Below are 15586 nucleotides of genomic sequence, written 5' to 3'. Positions count from 1 at the left end.
TTGTAAATGGCCGAATATGGGGTCCAGACATGGGACGCTTCCGGAAACGTAAACAACTACGGAATTAAACCTGTCAGCGTCAGTGGTTACCTTCAACTTGCCGTTAATCAGAAGTCAGGCTCTTATTCCGTAGTGCTACCACCAGGCTGCAAGTTGACCTACTTTCAGGTCATGAATGATGACCAATGGGGCACAGGGAGGAGGAAGATAACAATCTCGGGAGGAACTGCAACTGTATCGTCTGCGGGAGATACCGATTACTCAGCAGGCACTGAGCCCGCGATGGCGGCATTTTTAATATTCCAGATTGAGAAGGCATAAATGGCGCAGTACGGTGTTTTACTTACAACTACGAGTGGCGAGGTATGGGTAACCGCTAACAGCTCGCCAATTGCTTTGCAGGCCCGTAAGACGGCGGTATTACAGGGAACATCTGGTTTCAACACAAAAGTTACGCACACCTTCCCCGCAGGGCAGCCTGTTATCGCTTTTGTACACTGCACTGTTGAAGTGGAAATTACCCAGACTGTAAACGGGAATACGATTACAGTAGATTTCCTCAGACCTACTGCGACCGGCACGGCTTACGTTTATTTTTTCTCAATTTTCCCTCAAACAAAGCCAGACTACGGGCTGGCAGTGTGGGATGCATCAGGGTCGCTGATTTTAACAAACGAAACGCGCACGCTGAGTGACGTAGTCAGTCTCGGTACCGCCGGGGTGGATGCCAGCTCAGGATACAACATCAATTCAACTCTGGCTGGGAAGTGGGCCTGTATACCTGCCATGCTGGGGCTAATTACCGGGGTTATATCGGCTGGCGGCCAGCCGCAGCCTTACTCGGCCATTTACAAGAGCATGGCAAAGCTTGAGGGAAGCAATACGCGGATATTCGCCAGGCCGCAGACAACCCCAGGCGGCAACCTTCAGAACGTTGCGTATTCGAATCTGAGGAACGTGATTATGGCCATTAACTGCGCCAACTATGATTGATCGTTTTTAGCGATCAATTTTGAATAATTGATCTATCAAATCAATTATATCCCGTTGATTCATATTGTTATTGTGTAGCTTCATGAATGCCCTGGGATATAACCACTATGAAAAATATGATTCTTTACCTGGCGGTAGCGGTATTGCTCTCCGGTTGCGCTGGCGTTATTGAGAAGCAGCAACCCGTATGCACCGGAACAGCCCTGGTTGGCGGACAGGAACGCAGCGTCCAGATCTACGGAGTCCGCAAGCAAAATAATCAGACGCAGTACCGCGCCGGTTATCCCTTTAACTGGTCATGGGTGAGCGCCAACACATTCACCAGCACCACCTGCCACTAACCCATTCAGTTTTGAACAAACCCCGCTCCGGCGGGGTTTTTTATTGCCTGGAGAAAACATGATTTATACTACTGGCACTATCGCCATCAGCGGAAACACCCTTACAGGTACCGGCACAAACTTCACTGCTGCTGGTTCTCTTATTCGTAACGGCTGTACCGTTATTGCAATGACCAGCCCTGTGCAGGTATTTCAGATTACCAACATCGGCAGCGCAACAAGTCTCACCGTAACGCCAGCAGCTAACCCAACTGTTCCCGCCGGAACCCGGTTTGCCATTCTTCTGAGCGACAGCCTGAGCGTTGACGGTCTTGCGCAGGACATCGCTGAAACCTTCACTATGTACCAGCGTTACATGAGCGGATTCGCTGATGTGATGAACGGTACTACAGACGTCACCATCACGATTAACGGCGCGGCTGTCACGGTACCCGGCCAGAAATCCCTGGCGAAAAAAGGTGCAAACAACGACATTACCAGCCTTAGTGGGCTTACTACGGCTCTAAGCATCAGCCAGGGCGGAACAGGTGATAATACTGCTTCAGGTGCTCGCGTAAAGCTTGGCGCAGCTGCTTCTGGTAACAATTCAGATATCAACAGAATGTCTGCAATTGATGCACCACTCACTACGTCTCTCGGCGGCCCAGCTGGGGGGCTTGTGACTCAGAAAACGACAAATGCAACTTCTAATTCCTTTGCCTGCAAACCGTTTGTTGCGAGGTTTGGTACTGGCACGTATACACTCAATGCTGCTTTTGGTGGATACATGCACAGCTCGGGACAAGCTGCTAATAGCGGTGCGTTAATAAGCGTAAGTGATGACGGCACCTTTGGTTCGTACTGGTACTTCATTCAGGGCGGAAGTGTGATTCAGACCAGCAACGGGACTATCACTCCAGCCGTCTCAGATATCCGTGTCAAGAATGAGAAAAAAGTCATCAGTGAAGAGGAGGCAGTGAGCTTTATTCAGGACTGGGAGTCAATTCTCTATACGCTTAAATGGTCACCCGATAAGGTTCGTGCCGGTTTTCGTGCTCAGGACATTTTGGCGCGTAACGAGGAACTGATCGAACGACAGGAGCTGAATGATGGTGAGGGCGGCATCATCGAAGACGGTATGATTGTTGATGTTGCGGAAGTTGCATCAGCGTATCTTGTGCCGGTTGTGAGGCAGTTGCTAAGAAGGGTCGCAGAGCTTGAAGGTAAATTGAGGGCGTTCTAAAAATCTTCTGGTCGACGAACTCCGGCATCGCGGTATCCGCTTTAAGAGCCTCACGGACAGTATCGATACATCCAGCCCGATGGGGCGCTTCATCTTCCATATTATGTCAGCCCTGGCGGAAATGGAGAGGGAGTTGATTGTTGAGCGCACCCGGGAAGGACTGGCGGCAGCCCGGGAGAAAGGGCGCATAGGCGGCAGAAGGCCGAAGTTAACCCCTGAGCAATGGGCGCAGGCTGGCAGGCTGATCGCAAACGGAATGGACAGAAAGCAGGTGGCGATTATTTACGACGTTGCGGTGTGCACCTTGTATAAAAAATTTCCGGCGCGGTAGGGGTAGAGGAAAAAAATATTGAACATTTAATCCAATTTTCGTAATAAAGTATTGAAATAATGTAATAAAGTTGTTGAAATTTTGGTAAACGGTTGGGTTGAGCATTGGGGGTATTCATGGCAAAAACAGATTCTATTACACCTGAAGAGTTTAGGGCTATTCACTTTGAATTGTCTAAAATCTCATCAACATGGGCAGACTTATGGTTAACATTGTTTTCTCTCCGTGCTGAAGGCAGCAGGGTGATTACTATTAGATATTCCGATATCGAAGATGACATGCTGCACTTGGCTGGAACTCCAAAATTTGAGCCACGAACAATTAGATTAAATTTATTGCTTTCTAAGTTAATTGCGTACAGAAAGGATTGCAATCCTTCTGATATTTATGTTTTCCAGAGTAGATCAAATCGAGTTAAAGGGTTAGCTAGGCCTGTGACTGTAATAGCAATGAATAATGCCTTAAAACAAGCATCCAAATATGTAACAAGGAAAAACATCACCATGAAAAGTGCTTTAAGGGTAATCGGAAGGAACTAGTTGGACGAGGGTTCATACACTAAATACCCACCTGTTTATGGAAAGTTAGGACGATGGTCAATGATCACGTCCTTTATCAAGTCATTATTCTCCCTGATGATTTTCGATTTACTACTCGATTGGATGTAAGATATGTACATGCATGAATCTTAGGAGGGATTTCGAGTAAGTAAAATGAGATCCTGATCAGAATAAATCAAACCTAGCATTGAGTAGAGTAAATAATAAAGCAGCGCATGCAAGATTTAATAGTATAACAAAACGGGCAGAAACATTCACTGAACAAATCTCCTGATCATGTATTAGACAGAGAATGACTGTAATGTAAAACCATCTTACATACACCTACTAAAAAAGACAGATAAAACAAGGTGCCATCCGATGAGATAGCTAAGCATTTGCGCCTTGGATAGGTCTTACCATCGGAACATCGGGTTATGCTCGCTTGTTGAGTGCTGAGAAATGAAGAGATTAGAGGTTTATAAGAGGTAGCCAGTTTGTCAAACGAGATAGTTTATTTACGATGCTCAACATATTGAATTATATGGCTTTATTATGGTGGGTTGAAGGGCGTTAAAACGAAATTATCACAAGCATACAGTTCTGTTTCGCTTGGGGCCTGAAAGCAGATGGGGACGGTTTTCACTTTTTCTTCTAAAGGTCCAGAATACTTTGCCGATAGTGAACATAGCGGCGCAGGAGCCAAATGGTGGAAGCCGTAAACTTAATTTAAGTTCAGTCAAATAGGAATTACTATCATGGCACAAGTCATCAATACCAACAGCCTCTCGCTGATCACTCAGAACAACATCAACAAGAACCAGTCTGCGATGTCAACAGCCATTGAGCGTCTGTCATCCGGCCTGCGTATCAATAGTGCAAAAGATGACGCTGCTGGCCAGGCGATTGCCAACCGCTTCACCTCTAACATTAAAGGTCTGACTCAGGCTGCGCGTAACGCCAACGACGGTATCTCCGTTGCGCAGACCACTGAAGGCGCACTGTCTGAAATCAACAACAACTTACAGCGTATCCGTGAACTTACCGTTCAGTCTTCTACAGGTACTAACTCCCAGTCTGATCTGGACTCCATCCAGGACGAAATCAAATCCCGTCTGGACGAAATTGACCGCGTTTCCGGTCAGACTCAGTTCAACGGTGTGAACGTGCTGGCTAAAGACGGCTCTATGAAAATTCAGGTTGGTGCAAACGATGGTCAGACCATCAGTATTGACCTTAAAAAAATCGATTCGGATACTTTGAATCTGAAAGGGTTTAATGTAAATGGTAAAGGTGCTGTTGATAATGCTAAACTGACCGAAGCAGACCTGACCGGCTTTACTAAGACTCCAGGAGCAAACGGTAACAACACCTGGACTAAAAATGATGTTACTACTTATCAGTCAGCGACTACAGCTGACTTGCTGAATAGCGTTGCAAACGGCAGTAAAATCAGCCAGACAGCACCAACCATCTCTAACGGTTTAGGCGTTGATGCTGACGCTGATTACACCTTTGATACAGCCAGCAAGTCCTACAAATTTGATGCAACAGATGTAACATCAGCAAATGCCCTCAACTATCTGACCAAGGGTGGTTCCGCTACTGCTACAGTTAAAATTGGTACAACCACTCAAGATGTTATCATTGATAGCGCAGGAAATATCACTGCGGCTGATGATAATGCACAACTGTATCTTGATACTACAGGTAACTTGACCAAGAACAGTGCAGGCACGCCTCCAGCAGCTACGCTTGCAGGATTGATGTCTGGCGCTTCTGCTGTTGCAAGCGAAATTACCACGGCTGATAAAGGTACGTTAACAACTACTGGTTCAGGTGCAACAGGATTTAAAATTACAGGTGCATCGATCTCTGCTGACGATATGGCAACAGCATTATCTGGTAAAGTTTATACTGTTACTAACGGTGCTGCTTCTTACGACGCTGATGCAGGTGGAGCGGTAACTGCTGGCGGTAAAGCTGTTAACCTGGATTTAGATGGAAAGCTAACTACTGATACAGAAAAAACGGTAACTACTACTTATCAAGAATTTGCTAACGGAAGCTTTATTGATGATAAAGGAGCGGCTCTGTATAAGGCAGCCGATGGTTCAATAACCACAGAAGCGCAAGGTGCTTCGGCAGCTACTTCTGACCCGTTGAAAGCGCTGGACGATGCTATCGCCTCTATCGATAAGTTCCGTTCTTCTCTGGGTGCAGTACAGAACCGTCTGAGCTCTGCGGTAACTAACTTGAATAACACCACTACCAACCTGTCTGAAGCGCAGTCCCGTATTCAGGATGCCGACTATGCGACTGAAGTGTCGAATATGTCCAAAGCGCAGATCATTCAGCAGGCAGGTAACTCCGTGCTGTCCAAAGCTAACCAAGTTCCTCAGCAGGTTCTGTCTCTGCTGCAAGGCTAATTTCATATTAAGTGTCAAAGCCCCATATATGTGGGGCTTTTTTATTGGCTGAATAAGCTCGTTAAAAGTAGTCAAATCCTCTAATCAAAGCTCGCACGATGATTTAGCATTTCACCAGTTTTGCTCCGTTTACACAGGTACAGTTGTGATTAAAAAACAGGCATTCAAATTTTTGCTTGAACCAAACAAAGGTCAGTTATCTGACTTTTTGGCCTTTGCTGGTTCCTGTCGTTTTGTTTACAACAAAGGCCTTGCTCTTCTTAACGAGAATTACCGTTCGGGTAAAAAATTCATAGGCTACAATCAGCTGGCTTCTGAATTAGTGGAATGGAAGAATGAAGAGAGCCTTTCTTGGTTGAAAGAAGCTCCATCTCAGTGTTTACAGCAATCGTTAAGAGATTTAGACAGAGCATTCAGAAACTTTTTCACCGGCAAATCACAATATCCAAAGTTTAAAAAGAAAGGTCGGCATGATTCTTTCCGTATACCATGCCAAAGGGTTAGAGTAGATCAAGAAAAAAAACTGGTATCTCTCCCTAAAGTCGGCTGGGTAAAGTATCGCAAGAGCCGTGAAATCATTGGTGATTTAAAAAATGCAACTATTTCCCTTAATCAGGGAAAATGGTATATCAGTTTTAATACAGAGCAAACAGTTCCTGATCCAATACACCCCTCTGATATCAAAACTACAATTGTACTTAATAATGTGAATAGCGTTCATCTGTCATCTGGGGTTGGCGGTGATAACACTTACCAAGCGGAAGAAAAGAAAAAGTTAATCCGTCTCAATAAAACACTGGCGAGAAGAAAGAAATACAGCAAAAATTGGCTAAAAACCAAAGGTAAAATTGATAGAGTAAGATCAAAGGCAGCAAGGATAAGACTTGATAATATCCATAAAGCAACCACGGCAATTTGTAAAAATCACGCAGTTGTTGAGGTTGTGAACTTGATGGATTCTGTATCTGCCAAGAACGATAACACTCCGAGTACGAGATACGAATTTGTCAGGCAGTTGATATACAAACAAGAGTGGCTGGGTGGTGAAATTATTCGCCGGGAGAGTAAACTCTTGTAACGGTTTTTTCCGTGATGATGTTGTACTATGTGACGAATTTTAAGCGGCAGGGCATGTCGTTTCTGCTTGTGGAGGAAGGTTAATTCAACTTCCGTTGAAGCAAGAATCTCTTGATTGTTATTGAGAATGTCAACGTCTGGTCCAATACTTTACAAGTAGAAGTATATAAGTATGTTGAAATGGATTTGCGAGTTTTCAGTTGTGAAAGTTAAAAGCTAACTCAAAACGTAATTTATAAACCACTCGGTATCTCAACTAGTACCGCCCCTCAATGATTCTTGAAAATAGGCTTAAAACTTACTGGGTCTGCGACAGACTCAGGTTACCAAGCTTGTTTACAAAATAGGATTACTTGACTGCTCTATTGGCTGTCTACGGAACAATGAGTGGAAATTGAAGTATAAGAGCAATTTACGAGGCAGAAAAAGAAGATAAAAAAAGCTGAGTAATACACGCATTATTCTCAATAGAACGAGTAAAGTAAACTGCCGCCTGTCGTATGCAAAACGGGCGGCGACTGGCCGGTGATGGGGCGATAGTAAGAGTTGCAGAGCGAGCTTCGAAACTGATACAGGCTTTGCGGTAATCGAACCTGTAATGAAGAAGACGCCAGGTGATGTGTTGTTGATTCTGTGCGACTGCCACACACAGTTTGCCAATCTGATGGGGCTGTCACTCATGACAGATGATGGCGAAGCGATCGAAGGTGCTGCTCTGGAAGGGGGGAGGTGCTTGGTAGAGTGACGTTCTTCATCAACCGCGCGCTGGGTGATGATGACTGCCCAACAATTTAATTTACATTGCTTAACTGTAGGCACTCGTTATCACTCAATGAACAGGAGATCGTATGCTGACGATTTGGGCGCTACAGTGTAATATGCATGCCAGTCGTTGATGGGGTAGTTACTGTGGAGTGTCCACCGCTGTGTCCATCAAGAAGATTTAATCCGCATAGCGAGTAAATAAATCCATACATATGAAAAACATAAGAAATTTCTCCATCATTGCTCACATTGACCACGGTAAGTCGACGCTGTCTGACCGTATTATCCAGATTTGCGGTGGCCTGTCTGATCGTGAAATGGCAGCCCAGGTTCTGGACTCCATGGACCTGGAACGCGAACGCGGTATTACCATCAAAGCGCAGAGCGTGACGCTCGACTATAAAGCTTCCGATGGTGAAACCTATCAGCTGAACTTTATCGACACCCCAGGGCACGTTGACTTCTCTTATGAAGTGTCACGCTCGCTGGCGGCCTGCGAAGGCGCGCTGCTGGTGGTGGATGCCGGGCAGGGCGTAGAGGCCCAGACGCTGGCAAACTGCTACACCGCCATGGAAATGGATCTTGAAGTGGTGCCGGTTCTGAATAAAATCGACCTGCCAGCCGCCGATCCTGAGCGCGTAGCGGAAGAGATTGAAGACATCGTCGGTATTGATGCGACCGATGCAGTGCGCTGCTCGGCGAAAACCGGTGTCGGTGTTCCGGACGTACTGGAACGTCTGGTGCGTGATATTCCGCCGCCGGAAGGCGACCCGGATGCGCCGCTACAGGCGCTGATCATCGACTCCTGGTTTGATAACTACCTCGGCGTTGTCTCGCTGGTGCGTATTAAAAACGGCACCATGCGTAAAGGCGACAAAATCAAGGTCATGAGCACCGGCCAGGTCTACAACGCTGACCGTCTGGGCATCTTCACGCCAAAACAGGTTGACCGTACCGAACTGAAATGCGGCGAAGTGGGCTGGCTGGTCTGTGCAATTAAAGACATCCTCGGCGCGCCGGTGGGTGATACCCTGACCGGTGCACGTAACCCGGCAGATAAAGCGCTGCCAGGCTTCAAAAAGGTGAAACCGCAGGTTTATGCGGGTCTGTTCCCGGTCAGCTCTGACGATTACGAAAACTTCCGCGATGCGCTCGGAAAGCTGAGCCTCAACGATGCCTCCCTGTTCTACGAGCCAGAAAGCTCAACGGCGCTGGGCTTTGGCTTCCGCTGTGGCTTCCTCGGTCTGCTGCACATGGAGATCATTCAGGAACGTCTGGAGCGTGAATACGATCTGGATCTGATCACCACCGCCCCGACGGTTGTCTACGAAGTAGAAACCACATCGAAAGAGGTGATCTACGTCGACAGCCCGTCCAAGCTCCCGCCGCTGAATAATATTCAGGAACTGCGCGAGCCAATCGCAGAGTGTCACATGCTGCTGCCGCAGGAGTTCCTCGGTAACGTGATCACCCTGTGTATTGAGAAGCGTGGCGTGCAGACCAACATGGTTTACCACGGTAACCAGGTGGCGCTGACCTATGAAATTCCGATGGCAGAAGTGGTGCTCGACTTCTTCGACCGTCTGAAGTCTACCTCCCGTGGCTATGCGTCGCTGGACTACAACTTCAAACGCTTCCAGGCCTCGAACATGGTTCGTGTGGACGTGCTGATCAACGGCGAGCGTGTGGATGCGCTGGCGCTGATCACCCACAACGATAACGCACCGTACCGTGGTCGTGAGCTGGTTGAGAAGATGAAAGATCTGATCCCGCGTCAGCAGTTTGACATTGCGATTCAGGCGGCCATTGGTAACCACATCATTGCCCGTTCAACCGTGAAGCAGCTGCGTAAAAACGTTCTGGCTAAGTGCTACGGCGGCGACGTCAGCCGTAAGAAAAAGCTGTTGCAGAAGCAGAAAGAAGGTAAGAAGCGTATGAAGCAGGTCGGTAACGTTGAGCTGCCGCAGGAAGCATTCCTTGCCATCCTTCATGTTGGTAAAGACGGTAACGGTAAATAACCTTAAGGAGTTGGCATGGCGAACATGTTTGCCCTGATCCTGGTCATCGCTACCCTGGTGACAGGTCTGTTGTGGTGCCTCGATAAGTTTATCTTCGCCCCAAAACGCCGTGAACGTCAGGCTGCCGCGCAGGCAGCCACGGGCGATGCGCTGGACGCGAAAACCCTGAAAAAAGTCGGCCCAAAACCGGGCTGGCTGGAAACAGGGGCATCGGTATTCCCGGTGCTGGCGATTGTGCTGGTGGTGCGTTCATTTATCTATGAACCGTTCCAGATCCCGTCAGGATCGATGATGCCAACGCTGCTGATCGGTGATTTCATTCTGGTTGAGAAGTTTGCCTATGGCATCAAAGATCCGATCTACCAGAAAACGCTGATCGAAACGGGTCATCCGAAACGTGGCGATATCGTGGTGTTTAAATATCCGGAAGATCCGCGGCTGGATTATATTAAACGCGCGGTAGGTCTGCCGGGCGATAAAGTGACCTACGATCCGGTGGCGAAAGAGGTGACCATTCAGCCAGGCTGTAGCTCTGGCACCGCATGTGAAAATGCGCTACCAGTCACTTACTCCAACGTTGAGCCAGCTGATTTTGTGCAGACCTTCGCCCGCCGTAACGGCGGTGAAGCGACCAGCGGATTCTTCCAGGTGCCAAAAGGTGAAACCAAAGAGAATGGCATTCGTCTGGTTGAACGCAAAGAGACGCTGGGCGATGTTACTCACCGCATTCTGACCGTGCCCATCGCACAGGATCAGCTGGCAATGTACTACCAGCAGCCAGGCCAACAGCTGGCGACCTGGATTGTGCCGCCGGGACACTACTTCATGATGGGTGATAACCGCGATAACTCTGCGGACAGCCGTTACTGGGGCTTTGTGCCGGAAGCGAATCTGGTCGGTAAAGCAACCGCTATCTGGATGAGTTTTGAGAAGCAGGAAGGCGAGTGGCCGACCGGCGTTCGCCTGAATCGTATTGGCGGAATTCATTAATTTTCGCCAAAAATAACACGTAGCGGCTTTTATTCGCCGCTACGTGAATTATTTCAGCGATAAATCTCTTTGAACTAACGACATCCCCTGTCGTTGTGTATAGAATATTCCCCCGAAGTTTAAGGTTGGCCCTGCAAGGGTGCCACGGCACACGAAACCGCGTTGGTTTTCTCAGGTCGGTTTCGTGTGCTGCATTTTTGACGCATTCATTTATTGGTATCGCATGAACCCCATCGTAATTAATCGGCTTCAACGGAAGCTGGGCTACACTTTTCATCATCAGGAGTTGTTGCAACAGGCATTAACCCATCGCAGTGCCAGCAGCAAACATAATGAGCGTCTCGAGTTTTTAGGCGACTCTATTTTAAGTTTTGTGATTGCAAATGCGCTTTATCATCGTTTTCCGCGTGTGGACGAAGGTGATATGAGCCGCATGCGCGCCACGCTGGTGCGCGGCAATACCCTCGCTGAAATCGCACGCGAGTTTGAGCTGGGTGAATGCCTGCGTCTGGGGCCAGGTGAGCTGAAAAGTGGTGGTTTCCGTCGTGAATCCATCCTTGCCGATACGGTCGAGGCATTGATCGGTGGCGTGTTCCTGGACAGCGATATCCAGACCGTAGAAAAGCTGATCCTTAACTGGTATCAGACCCGCCTGGACGAAATCAGCCCGGGCGATAAACAAAAAGATCCTAAAACGCGTCTGCAAGAATATTTGCAGGGTCGTCATCTGCCGCTGCCATCCTATCTGGTGGTGCAGGTGCGTGGCGAAGCCCACGATCAGGAATTTACCATCCATTGCCAGGTCAGTGGCCTGAGTGAACCGGTGGTCGGCACGGGTTCAAGCCGTCGTAAGGCTGAACAGGCTGCCGCCGAACAGGCGTTAAAAATGCTGGAGCTGGAATGAGCATCGACAAAACCTATTGCGGATTTATTGCCATCGTCGGACGTCCGAACGTTGGCAAATCCACCCTGCTGAATAATCTGCTTGGGCAGAAGATTTCTATCACCTCGCGTAAGGCGCAGACCACGCGTCACCGCATCGTCGGTATCCATACTGAAGGCGCGTATCAGGCGATCTACGTCGATACACCGGGCCTGCACATGGAAGAGAAGCGCGCCATCAACCGTCTGATGAACAAGGCGGCGAGCAGCTCCATTGGCGACGTAGAGCTGGTGATTTTCGTTGTGGAAGGCACCCGCTGGACGCCGGACGACGAAATGGTCCTGAACAAGCTGCGCGACGGCAAAACGCCGGTGATCCTCGCAGTCAATAAAGTGGACAACGTGCAGGAAAAAGCCGATCTGCTGCCGCACCTGCAATGGCTGGGCAGCCAGATGAACTTCCTGGACATCGTCCCGCTGTCTGCGGAAACGGGTCTGAACGTTGATACCATCGCGGGTATCGTGCGCAAGCATCTGCCGGAAGCGACTCATCACTTCCCGGAAGACTACATCACCGATCGCTCTCAGCGTTTTATGGCGTCTGAAATCATCCGTGAGAAGCTGATGCGTTTCCTGGGCGCTGAACTGCCGTACTCTGTGACGGTGGAGATCGAGCGTTTCCAGAGCAACGAGCGTGGCGGCTACGATATTAACGGTCTGATCCTCGTTGAGCGTGAAGGGCAGAAGAAGATGGTGATCGGCAATAAAGGCGCCAAGATCAAAACTATCGGAATCGAAGCCCGTAAAGACATGCAGGACATGTTTGAAGCACCGGTTCACCTGGAACTGTGGGTGAAAGTGAAATCTGGCTGGGCCGATGATGAGCGTGCGCTGCGCAGCCTCGGTTACGGCGAAGATCAGTAACCTAAGACGACGAGCATATGGATGGATGGCAGCGCGCCTTTGTCCTGCATAGTCGTCCCTGGAGCGAAACCAGCCTGATGCTGGACGTCTTCACGGAAGAGTCCGGTCGCGTGCGCCTTGTTGCCAAAGGCGCACGTTCCAGACGTTCTAATCTGAAAGGTGCCTTGCAGCCTTTCACCCCGCTGCTGGTCCGCTTTGGCGGGCGAGGGGAAGTCAAAACCCTGCGCAGTGCTGAAGCCGTCTCCCTGGCGCTTCCTCTTTCTGGTATCACGCTCTACAGCGGTTTGTATGTTAACGAACTCATCTCACGGGTTCTTGAACATGAGACCCGCTTCTCTGAACTTTTCTTTGATTACCTGCACTGTATTCAGGCACTTGCTGGCGCAACCGGCACCCCTGAGCCTGTGCTGCGTCGTTTCGAACTGGCTCTGCTCGGGCACCTTGGTTACGGCGTTGATTTTCTGCACTGTGCGGGAAGCGGCGACGAGGTAGAAGATACCATGACCTATCGCTATCGTGCGGAAAAGGGCTTTATTGCCAGTGTCGTCGTCGATAACAGCACCTTTACCGGGCGCCAGCTCAGAGCACTGTATGAACGCGAGTTCCCGGACGCCGACACCCTGCGTGCGGCAAAACGCTTTACCCGAATTGCGCTCAAGCCGTATCTTGGGGGCAAACCTTTAAAGAGCCGCGAATTATTCAGGCAGTTTATGCCGAAACGCTAATGTTTTACCCCTCACCCCAGCCCTCTCCCGGAGGGAGAGGGAGAAGGTAAATGAACAAAAATACCGAGGATTGTCATGGCTGAATTACTGTTAGGCGTCAATATCGATCACATCGCCACGTTACGTAATGCACGCGGTACCGCGTATCCCGATCCGGTTCAGGCGGCGTTTATCGCTGAGCAGGCTGGCGCCGACGGCATTACCGTTCACCTGCGTGAAGATCGTCGCCACATCACCGACCGGGACGTGCGCATCCTGCGTCAGACGCTGGACACCCGCATGAATCTGGAGATGGCGGTCACCGAAGAGATGCTGGCGATTGCCTGCGAGACCAAACCGCATTTCTGCTGCCTGGTGCCGGAAAAGCGTCAGGAAGTGACCACCGAAGGCGGTCTGGATGTGGCCGGGCAGCTCGACAAAATGCGCGATGCCTGCAAACGCCTGGCGGATGCCGGTATCCTGGTTTCTCTGTTTATCGACGCCGATTTCACCCAGATTAAAGCCGCTGCCGACGTGGGTGCGCCGTATATTGAAATTCACACCGGCTGCTATGCCGATGCCGAAAACGATGCAGCGCAGGCGAAAGAGCTGGAGCGAATCGCCAAAGCGGCAACCTACGCCGCGAGCCTGGGACTGAAGGTTAACGCCGGTCACGGCCTGACCTATCACAACGTAAAAGCCATCGCTGCCCTGCCGGAAATGCACGAGCTGAACATCGGCCACGCCATCATTGGCCGTGCGGTGATGAGCGGTCTGAAAGAAGCGGTTTCCGAGATGAAGCGCCTGATGCTGGAAGCGCGTCAGTAATGGCTATTCTGGGCTTAGGCACCGACATCGTTGAAATAGCCCGCATTGAAGCGGTGATCGCCCGGAGCGGCGATCGCCTCGCAAGACGCGTGCTGAGCGATAACGAATGGGCTATCTGGGAGGCGCATCAACAGCCGGTGCGCTTTCTGGCAAAGCGTTTCGCGGTAAAAGAGGCGGCGGCGAAAGCGTTCGGCACGGGCATTCGTAACGGCCTGGCGTTTAACCAGTTTGAAGTGTTTAACGATGAGCTGGGTAAGCCACGTCTGCGTTTATGGGGCGAGGCGCTTAAGCTGGCGGAAAAGCTGGGCGTGGCGCACATGCACGTAACGCTTGCAGATGAACGCCACTACGCCTGTGCGACGGTGATCATCGAGAGTTAAATTTTGTCCGCATGGTGCATCAGGACAAACTTATCCCACAGCTGTTCTTCGTTCTCGACGTGTGCCGGATCTTTTAAGATCGTATTGGGAATGGGGCACACCTTCTGGCAGGTCGGCGTCTCATAGTGGCCGATGCATTCGGTGCAGCGGTCGCTGTTAATCTCATAAATGCTGTCGCCCATCGAAATCGCCTCGTTCGGGCATTCGGGTTCGCACATATCGCAGTTGATGCATTTTTTGGTGATTAACAGCGCCATCAGGAAATTCTCAGAAACATCACAAACAGGGCGGGCATTATACGCTCATTCGTTGTTCAGACCAGTTTTTTTACCAGCTCTTCGCTGTGACGAATACGCTCTGGCGCACGCTCCAGATCCTGCTGAACCAGCGCCATAAACAGCAGGTCCGTCAGCATCATCTGCGCACTCGTCGACGAAATCGCCGCACTGCGAGTGGCCTGTTCCTCGGCAATGGTATACAGACAGCGGGTGGCCCGTTGCTGGAGCGCATTCGGGCTGAAGCCAGTAATCGCCAGAATTTTTCCTCCTACGCGCAGGGCTTCGTCGGTAGCCATATTAATTTCACGACGCTCGCCGGAATAGGAGATGGCCAGCAGTAAATCGTCAGGATCCATGGCCTGCACGGTCGCCAGCAGCGCGTGCATATCCTGTTCAACGATGGCGTTATAGCCGATTTTTGTCAGCTTCCAGCCAAAGTTACGCGCAACCAGTCCGGAGGCGCCGATCCCGGTCAATACAATACGCCGCGCGTCGCGAAGCATGGCTACGCTTTCCAGCAGCTTCTCTTCCGTGTTCACATCCAGCGTGGCATGCATTGCCGCCACGTTCTCTTTGATCAGCTTTTCGCCGACCAGACGCATCGGATCGTCGCCGCGGATCTGGTTATGCACCGGCATTGACTGCGGATTAGGGTTGCTTACCAGTGCTTCACTGATCGCCAGTTTTAGCGCCGGAAAGCCTTTATAGCCTATCTTCTGGGCAAATTTCACCACGCTCGACTGGCTCACCCCGGCTTCGCCTGCCAGCTGCTGGGAGCTGAGGTGTCGCGCGCGATCGGGCTGGGAAAGTAAATAATCCGCCAGCTTTTTGTCACTCTGGGCAAACCCTGCGTAGCGCTGGCGAATACGAATTAAACAGTTCATA

16 protein-coding genes and 1 pseudogene are annotated in these 15586 nt (G+C 50.0%); 15 read left to right on the top strand and 2 right to left on the bottom strand.

Annotation, left to right across the window (positions count from 1 at the left end; translation table 11 throughout):
- Positions 1–6: 6 nt before the first annotated feature.
- From LOC22_RS04640 to acpS, 15 genes and pseudogenes are all read left to right on the top strand, one after another.
- Complete coding sequence (locus LOC22_RS04640; RefSeq protein ID WP_032610596.1) at positions 7–321, top strand: hypothetical protein; 315 nt, start codon at positions 7–9, stop codon at positions 319–321.
- On the top strand, positions 322–993 hold the full coding sequence (locus tag LOC22_RS04635; RefSeq protein WP_064489610.1) for a hypothetical protein: 672 nt from the start codon (positions 322–324) through the stop codon (positions 991–993).
- A gap of 107 nt (positions 994–1100) precedes the next feature.
- A complete protein-coding gene (gene cor / locus LOC22_RS04630) occupies positions 1101–1334 on the top strand; it encodes a phage exclusion lipoprotein Cor (RefSeq protein ID WP_064489611.1) in 234 nt (77 codons plus the stop codon).
- A gap of 58 nt (positions 1335–1392) precedes the next feature.
- Positions 1393–2556 carry a hypothetical protein gene (locus LOC22_RS04625; protein WP_230239402.1) on the top strand — a complete coding sequence of 388 codons (1164 nt, stop codon included), beginning with the start codon at positions 1393–1395 and terminating at the stop codon, positions 2554–2556.
- Positions 2549–2887, top strand: a pseudogene (locus tag LOC22_RS04620) (recombinase family protein); the annotation flags it as partial. The gene LOC22_RS04625 and the pseudogene LOC22_RS04620, both read left to right, overlap by 8 nt.
- Before the next feature lie 116 nt (positions 2888–3003).
- Positions 3004–3426 (top strand): hypothetical protein, encoded by a 423-nt coding sequence (locus LOC22_RS04615; protein ID WP_006811569.1) that lies wholly within the window; start codon positions 3004–3006, stop codon positions 3424–3426.
- 758 nt (positions 3427–4184) lie between these two features.
- On the top strand, positions 4185–5855 hold the full coding sequence (locus LOC22_RS04610; protein ID WP_032635822.1) for a FliC/FljB family flagellin: 1671 nt from the start codon (positions 4185–4187) through the stop codon (positions 5853–5855).
- 145 nt (positions 5856–6000) lie between these two features.
- The gene (locus tag LOC22_RS04605; RefSeq protein WP_047729224.1) at positions 6001–6933 is read left to right on the top strand and encodes an RNA-guided endonuclease InsQ/TnpB family protein; all 933 of its coding nucleotides are present in this window, start codon (positions 6001–6003) and stop codon (positions 6931–6933) included.
- 976 nt (positions 6934–7909) lie between these two features.
- On the top strand, positions 7910–9715 hold the full coding sequence (lepA, locus tag LOC22_RS04600) for a translation elongation factor 4 (RefSeq protein ID WP_003860714.1): 1806 nt from the start codon (positions 7910–7912) through the stop codon (positions 9713–9715).
- A 15-nt stretch (positions 9716–9730) separates the two neighbouring features.
- Entirely contained in the window at positions 9731–10705 is a 975-nt protein-coding gene (lepB, locus tag LOC22_RS04595; RefSeq protein WP_006811565.1) for a signal peptidase I, read from the top strand.
- A gap of 223 nt (positions 10706–10928) precedes the next feature.
- Entirely contained in the window at positions 10929–11609 is a 681-nt protein-coding gene (rnc, locus tag LOC22_RS04590; RefSeq protein ID WP_003860711.1) for a ribonuclease III, read from the top strand.
- Complete coding sequence (era, locus tag LOC22_RS04585; RefSeq protein WP_003860709.1) at positions 11606–12511, top strand: GTPase Era; 906 nt, start codon at positions 11606–11608, stop codon at positions 12509–12511. The genes rnc and era overlap by 4 nt, the downstream gene beginning before the upstream one ends.
- 17 nt (positions 12512–12528) lie before the next feature.
- A complete protein-coding gene (gene recO / locus LOC22_RS04580; RefSeq protein WP_230239401.1) occupies positions 12529–13236 on the top strand; it encodes a DNA repair protein RecO in 708 nt (235 codons plus the stop codon).
- A 75-nt stretch (positions 13237–13311) separates the two neighbouring features.
- Positions 13312–14043, top strand: coding sequence for a pyridoxine 5'-phosphate synthase (pdxJ, locus tag LOC22_RS04575; protein WP_015572143.1), 732 nt, complete (start codon positions 13312–13314; stop codon positions 14041–14043).
- A complete protein-coding gene (gene acpS / locus LOC22_RS04570) occupies positions 14043–14423 on the top strand; it encodes a holo-ACP synthase (RefSeq protein ID WP_015572144.1) in 381 nt (126 codons plus the stop codon). The genes pdxJ and acpS overlap by 1 nt, the downstream gene beginning before the upstream one ends.
- Here the strand turns inward: acpS and LOC22_RS04565 are convergent.
- Together LOC22_RS04565 and LOC22_RS04560 are read right to left on the bottom strand one after the other, a co-directional pair.
- Positions 14420–14680: a YfhL family 4Fe-4S dicluster ferredoxin gene (locus LOC22_RS04565; RefSeq protein ID WP_003860704.1), complete on the bottom strand. Its 261-nt coding sequence runs from the start codon at positions 14678–14680 to the stop codon at positions 14420–14422. The genes acpS and LOC22_RS04565 overlap by 4 nt on opposite strands.
- 56 nt (positions 14681–14736) lie before the next feature.
- Positions 14737–15585: a MurR/RpiR family transcriptional regulator gene (locus LOC22_RS04560; protein ID WP_003860702.1), complete on the bottom strand. Its 849-nt coding sequence runs from the start codon at positions 15583–15585 to the stop codon at positions 14737–14739.
- Position 15586: the final 1 nt, after the last annotated feature.

The sequence above is a fragment of the Enterobacter sp. AN-K1 genome (assembly GCF_020971765.1).
In the GTDB taxonomy this organism is placed as follows: domain Bacteria; phylum Pseudomonadota; class Gammaproteobacteria; order Enterobacterales; family Enterobacteriaceae; genus Enterobacter; species Enterobacter hormaechei_C.
This window is presented reverse-complemented; position numbering and strand designations above follow the sequence as displayed.